Raw genomic sequence first — 5,675 nt, forward strand, 5'->3', positions numbered from 1 at the left:
GGCCTATACTTGGATTTTTACCCCCAATTTCGATTGCATATTGCGTTTGACGGGCCTTTAATCAGCGGTTCCCTAAATATATTGCAAGAAGAGACTTATCTGTTGGAGGATCCTCTCAAGAGTTCGATTTTTTAGGGTATGAATTTGTACTTGCAATTAACTCACGCAGAATCAAGGGCAAAGACAAAGAAGAAACAACCTTCCAATATGGTATGACCCAGAGCAAAATTGATAAATATACCAAAAAAATAAATGCTATTGTAAAAGATTATACAATGTCTTCGCAAAAAGATATGGAACTTCTACGGCACCAAATTAAGGCTTTTACGCACCGAACTGTATATAGAATTAACAGATATAAGAGTGCAATTTGGAAGACCAAAGGGTTAATCTCAAACTATTGTGAGTTAAGATATCATATGGATGAACTAACCTCTGAAACCGAGAAGTTTTTAAAGACAGCAGTTTTCAAAGCATTTACAACGAATAAGGTTAAAAAAATCCCGTATTTTCTTAAAGGAAAGAATTCTAATGAATCCATTTACTCCTTATATAATAACATGAAAAACTATAGATCTCTTTTGTTTGTAGAATTGATTGGAATTGATAGAGTGACCTTAGAAAAGATGTGCAAGCAGGTTAGTATTGATGTAACCGCCAAAAAAGAATATGATGGCTTAGTTCGAGATTATCTGATTAAGGTCAAAGTGGGACATTAAAAAGAAAAAGAGGTCTCCGGTTTCCCTTTGACCTCTTAATCCGAGCCTAAAAATGTATATAGGCTCTTTATGCAGCCATTGGACGAACCTTAAAATAGCTACATCGCTTATGTGTACAATTCTTGCGAATTGTATGTAAGGTATGCTCCTTACACATTTATTGTACTCTGTTTTCGGAGGAATTGCAATGGGTAAGTCAAAAAATAATATTGAAAGAAATCCGTTGGATTATCTGCTGACAGATATAATGCCTGTTGAGGTATCTGAATTATTCTCTTTTGGGAAGTTTTATGAGTTTCTTCTTACTAAACAATCGATTTTAGATGAAATAATTGATGAAATGCGGCAGTTAAAGGCTAAAAACTCGGATATTCCATTTACAGAACAGTGGGGGAATTGGGCAACAACACCATTGAAGTTTGGAATTCTAAAAGGGACTCAGGCAACAAGAGAACTAAATTTGGTGCAGCCTTTGGCTGCAATGAATATATTCTTCTTTATTGAATGTTATCAGAAAGAAATACTTGATATATTAGAAGAAAATTCCTGCTTTTCGATACGTTATCACAGAAAGAATTCGAATTTGTATTATAAACAAAAGAATAAGCGAATCACGCATTATTTTGAAAAATTGTCAAAAAAGATTGATCGGGGAATTTTACAACAAACAGGGGCATATTTTAAAATTCATAAATTCAATTCCGTATCATCTTTCACAAATTCCCGACTGTGGAGGCAATGTAATTTTAAGTATCGAAATTTTGCTAAGGTTGACTACAAATCATGTTTCGATAGCATTTATACGCATACTTACAAATGGTGTATAGAAAAAGACACAATTGACTCCAAAGCTGCAAAAAATACAAATACATATATTGTAATTGATCGCATTTTGCAGAATATAAATGGTCGCTCTTCAAATGGCCTTATAGTTGGGCCTGAGTTTTCTCGCATGATTGCGGAAATTTTGCTTCAGCATATTGATGTGGAGGTAAAAAGGCAGTTAACTCAAAGTGAATTATTGGTCGGACAAGATTATAGAATCTTTCGATATGTAGATGACATCTATATTTTTTCAAATAGCCAGGAGCATACAGATACAATTATTAAAACAATAGAGACGGCTGCTCGAACATATCTGTTGCAGTTAAATGATTTGAAATATTTCAAATCTGACACACCAGTTGTATTAAGTACCTGGCTTGGGAAGACAAGGGCTCTTTCTGACCGCATTGCAAATTTATTTTACCGCAAGCATGAACTGCATGATATGGAAGGAGATAAATACCTCCTTAAAAATGGATATATAGCTTTGGATCGAATTAAAGATGACTTTATCTATTTAATAAATGAGTATCCTAAAGAGCAGAGGTATATAGTCTCATTTATGCTTAGTACACTTTTGAACAATATCAGCGGTAAAAAGGACGGATATATGTTATTTAAACCCGATAAATGTGGCCGCGCATACGTCTTGTTGGATTTGACAATGTATATTTATTCGTTTTGCCCTTGCTTTGAGCATACCCAGAAAGTAATATCTATGATCGTATATATGGATGACGAACTTCATTTCACCGAAAACGAGTTAAACCATAAGAAATTATCAAACCTGTTTAGGCGATATGCATTTATATTTGAGAAATGGAATTTAAACGATCTCTGCAACTGGTTTATTTTCTTTTATGACTTTAAGATATCACTGGTAAAGAGCACCGAAAGTATAATCGAAGATAAGCTTGTCGTGGAAGACAATCCGATTTTATGGGCGAACTACCTAATCTACAGTAGATATTTTGATGAATATCATACCTACATATGCAATAAACTTGAAAAACTGCTTAAAAATAAAATAGAGCAGATGGGGGGAACAGAGATTCTGTTACAGAAGGAATTCTGGTATGTGCTAATTTTTATTAATTGTCCCTATATTTCCGGAACCCTAAAGACCAACATGGAAACTAAGGTTCGAGCGTTAATTAAGACACCAGCCACTAATTTGTCCAGTAGAACAATAAATTTGATTTGTGATTTTTTACTCCAGAGAACATCAAATTTATTCTATTATTGGGGATACTATCATTTCAATACAAGTAAGCAATTGACGTTTCGGACATATCAAAGAACCTTATTTAAGCAATATAAAAGCAAACGTTCTGCGGAGCTGTATGGAAGTTTGGACACCTAACAGTTTTTACGTTTGTATCCCTTATATTCTTTGCAGGTATCAGCGCAAACAGCACTCCACAAAAATAAGCAGATTTATACCTGCGAAAGCCTTTGATAACTTCCCAAAACCTGCCATTTCCGCAACTCCTTTCGCCTGTCCATTATGAGCGTTTGCATTCTGACCACATATTTGCCCACAGACAGAGAAAAACTGGCCCACTGGAGGTGTCCCAGTGAGCCGCAGTTCTCAACTTGCTCTATTTTCCGCTGTCAGCCGCTCCTTTTCAGCGGCTACCTCCGATTTCATATCTGCTATCATCGCCGCCAGCAGCCTTTCGCATTCCTCCTCAGTAGCGGCATAGACCTTTCGTGTTTCCAACCTTCCATCTGGCCATGTGATCGTATAGCGTCCAACCCATTGACCGTTTTGATTTTTACTGAAAGACCCGGTTCCCCACCGGCGCTTTCGCTCCCTGATAGGCCGAAAATCGGTCATCGTGGACATGGATTTTGCTATCGATGTGGACTCCGCCACTTCCGCCTTGCCGATACCCCGGTCGATCCTGGCGGCGGCTTGTCTCTGCATATCGCTTGTGACATGGGCGTAGACATTCAGCGTAGTGGCACTGGAGACGTGCCCGATGACGGTAGACAGGGTCTTGACATCCATCCCATGTTCCAGAGCATTGGTAGCGAAAACGTGCCGCAGGTCGTGGAAGCGTACCTTTTTGCATCCGGCGTGTTTTAGGATCTTAGCCAGACGATGACTTGCGACAGACGGAGCTATCGGAGCATCTTCTTTCTTCGGGGAGGGGAACATCCATCGGGAGAAAACCGTCTGCTTATATTTTTTCAGTGCGGTGACCACTGCGGGTGGCAGGATCACCGTCCGGATGGAGGCTTTGTTCTTCGGCGGCTGTATCAGCAGTTCACCTTTGATCTGGTAAATCTGCCGCTCGATTCGTAGTTCCCCGGTATTGAAATTCAGGTCGTCCCACTGGAGTGCCATCAGCTCCCCCACCCGAAGCCCGGTGGTCAGCTCCAGCAGGAACACTTCGTAGTAGCCCTCGGCCTTGGCCTGAATGAGCAGCTTTTGCAACTCCTCCCGACTGAGCAGCCGCATCTCCATTCGTCTGGCCGGTGGGAGCTTACATTCCTCCGCCGGGTTGCGCACGATCAGCTTTTCGGTGACGGCCTTCTCCAGAGCCCTGCGGCACAGGCCGCAGCAGTGCCGTATCGTATTGGCGGAGAGTCCTTCCCCTCTGGACTCCCGGGCCATCCTGCCTCATCCAGTTTATGAACTGCTGAATATCATTTGTGGTCAGCTTGTTCAGAGGAATGTCACCGAGCCTTGGGCGGATATACAGTCGGATATTATTTTCGTAGCCTGTCCGTGTGTTTGGCCGGACGGCGGGTTTACAGCAGGTCTCATACCAGAATGTCATCCACTCGCCGAAGGGCATATCTGCCCTGACCTTGACAGCGGTTGCGGGAGCCACGGACTCTTTCAGCGATTCCAGTTTCGCCACGCACTCCCCCTTGTTCCTGGCAAGGACATTCTTCGTCTTGGGCAGCCCCTTGTCATCATAGCCGACGACCACTCGCCCCTCCCAGCGGCCGTCCTTTCTCAGTCGGACAGTACCCTCGCCGCTTTTGCGCTTTCTTCCCACGGTCTCAACTCCTCTCCGAAAATATCTGTCAGAAAATCACCCACCACTTCCGATGCGCGTTTCTGCATATCGCCGGTGGTGTGGGTGTAGGTGTCCAGCGTGAATGCTGCTCTGGTATGGCCCAGGATGCCTGACAAGGTTTTCACATCCACGCCCGACGCCAGAGCGTGAGTGGCGAAGGTGTGACGCAGGTCGTGGAAGCGAATGTTCGGAAGGCCGGCCTGCTTCAGCAGAGCTTTCAGCTGTCGGTATGCGGCGCCGGGATTGGTGGGCTGTTCCGGCTTCAGCGGGTTGGGGAATATCCACTCGGTCAGTGCGGACTTTTTTCGTTCACGGAGGACCTGTACTGTGCTGGCTGGCAGCACGATTTTCCGGACGCCGGCGCTGGTCTTGGTATCCCCGGCAGTCAGCCCGCCACCAGTTTCCCAGTAGACGGTACGGCTGACTTTCAGTGTACCATTGACCTCATCGAAGTCCTCCCACTTGAGCCCGCAGATCTCACCCCGCCGCAGACCAGTGGTCAGCTCGGCATAGAAGAAGTCACACCAGATTTCATCCTCTGCGATGACCTTCATGAACACATCCAGCTGCTCGTCCGTCAGTATCTGCTTTACTCCATAGCTGAACCTGGGAGCGGTGATCTGCTCGGTCGGGTTGCTGGCGATCAGGTGCGCCTGCTGCGCCGCCTTCAGCGTACCGTGGAGCGTGGTGTGGATGCGGCGCACCGTACTGCTGGCCAGACAATCACTCAGCTTCTCGTAGAACCGCTGCACATCCTTCGGTGTGATTCGGGCCAACTGCTTATCGCCCAGGCCGGGCCTGATGTGGTTCTCGATGTAGCTGCGATAGTTCCTCAGCGTGTTGGGCCGCAGTGTATCTGCCGTGCTCCTCAGCCACTGGTCCAGCCACTCGCTCAAGGTCATCCGGCCCTGCTCTGTCAGGTCAGCACCCTGGTAGCTGTCGATGTGCTGACGGAGCTTTGCGGACAGTTCCTTCTGCGTGGGAGCGTAGACGTAGCGGAAGATGGAGTCGCCGTTTTTCTTGTGGCCCACCACGATACGGCCCTCCCAGCGTCCGTCGTCACGCTTGCGTACCATGCCGTCACCAGATGGTCTGC

3 protein-coding genes and 1 pseudogene are annotated in these 5,675 nt (G+C 45.0%); 2 read left to right on the forward strand and 2 right to left on the reverse strand.

Annotated elements, in window-relative coordinates; translation table 11 throughout:
• Positions 1–419 precede the first annotated feature (419 nt).
• Together NFS22_RS23000 and NFS22_RS23005 are read left to right on the forward strand one after the other, a co-directional pair.
• Positions 420–719 carry a hypothetical protein gene (locus tag NFS22_RS23000; protein ID WP_251319959.1) on the forward strand — a complete coding sequence of 100 codons (300 nt, stop codon included), beginning with the start codon at positions 420–422 and terminating at the stop codon, positions 717–719.
• 187 nt (positions 720–906) lie between these two features.
• Positions 907–2,907, forward strand: a complete 2,001-nt coding sequence (locus NFS22_RS23005) for an RNA-directed DNA polymerase (RefSeq protein ID WP_251319960.1) — start codon at positions 907–909, stop codon at positions 2,905–2,907.
• 228 nt (positions 2,908–3,135) lie between these two features.
• On the opposite strand, the pseudogene NFS22_RS23010 reads toward NFS22_RS23005, so the two are convergent.
• Both NFS22_RS23010 and NFS22_RS23020 read right to left on the reverse strand, forming a co-directional pair.
• Positions 3,136–4,558 (reverse strand): annotated as a pseudogene (locus NFS22_RS23010) (tyrosine-type recombinase/integrase).
• The coding region (locus NFS22_RS23020; RefSeq protein WP_251319962.1) for a tyrosine-type recombinase/integrase at positions 4,516–5,675 on the reverse strand (1,160 nt) is incomplete at its 5' end. The pseudogene NFS22_RS23010 and the gene NFS22_RS23020, both read right to left, overlap by 43 nt.

It is taken from the genome of Flintibacter muris (genome assembly GCF_943192995.1).
In the GTDB taxonomy this organism is placed as follows: Bacteria; Bacillota; Clostridia; order Oscillospirales; family Oscillospiraceae; genus Lawsonibacter; species Lawsonibacter muris.